Origin of the sequence: Rothia sp. HMSC068F09 (assembly GCF_001812775.1) — a bacterium.
Classification (GTDB): domain Bacteria; phylum Actinomycetota; class Actinomycetes; order Actinomycetales; family Micrococcaceae; genus Rothia; species Rothia mucilaginosa_A.
This window is the reverse complement of the sequence record NZ_KV810428.1, coordinates 4,132-4,585: the sequence shown is the minus strand read 5'-3', so window position 1 is coordinate 4,585 and position 454 is coordinate 4,132. Positions and strand designations below refer to the sequence as shown.

Below are 454 nucleotides of genomic sequence, written 5' to 3'. Positions count from 1 at the left end.
GAAAGCCCTTCCGAAAAGGAAGGGAAATCCTGGCGATGGAATCGAAGCCGAAAAGGGTTATAGCCCCCCTCAATGAAAGCCCTTCCGAAAAGGAAGGGAAATCGAGCTTCAGCGGCATCGATTCTTCGCGGGCGGGGTCCCCTCAATGAAAGCCCTTCCGAAAAGGAAGGGAAATGGGGTTTGCTCGCCGACCTCGCTCTGTGAACCTGATCCCTCAATGAAAGCCCTTCTGAAAAGGAAGGGAAATACGGAAGAAAACAACACAAAAAGTTTTGCGTTGCAGGCCTCAATGAAAGCCCTTCTGAAAAGGAAGGGAAATGTGGTTGGTGGACAGACTAGCCCGCAGGACGGCGGCGCCTCAATGAAAGCCCTTCTGAAAAGGAAGGGAAATGTTCTCGCAGAAGAACAAGACCGTTGAAATTCCTAGCCTCAATGAAAGCCCTTCTGAAAAGGA

The 454-nt window shown here is 50.7% G+C and carries 1 protein-coding gene; it reads left to right on the top strand.

The annotated features are described in order from the left end of the window. Positions 1 to 145 precede the first annotated feature (145 nt). Positions 146 to 418: a hypothetical protein gene (locus HMPREF2874_RS09210; protein ID WP_141754230.1), complete on the top strand. Its 273-nt coding sequence runs from the start codon at positions 146 to 148 to the stop codon at positions 416 to 418. The last annotated feature ends 36 nt before the right edge of the window (positions 419 to 454 follow it).

Bases quoted from the DNA above. Each gene is read 5' to 3' on its own strand.
- HMPREF2874_RS09210 (WP_141754230.1), top strand. From the start codon at position 146: ATGAAAGCCCTTCCGAAAAGGAAGGGAAATGGGGTTTGCTCGCCGACC.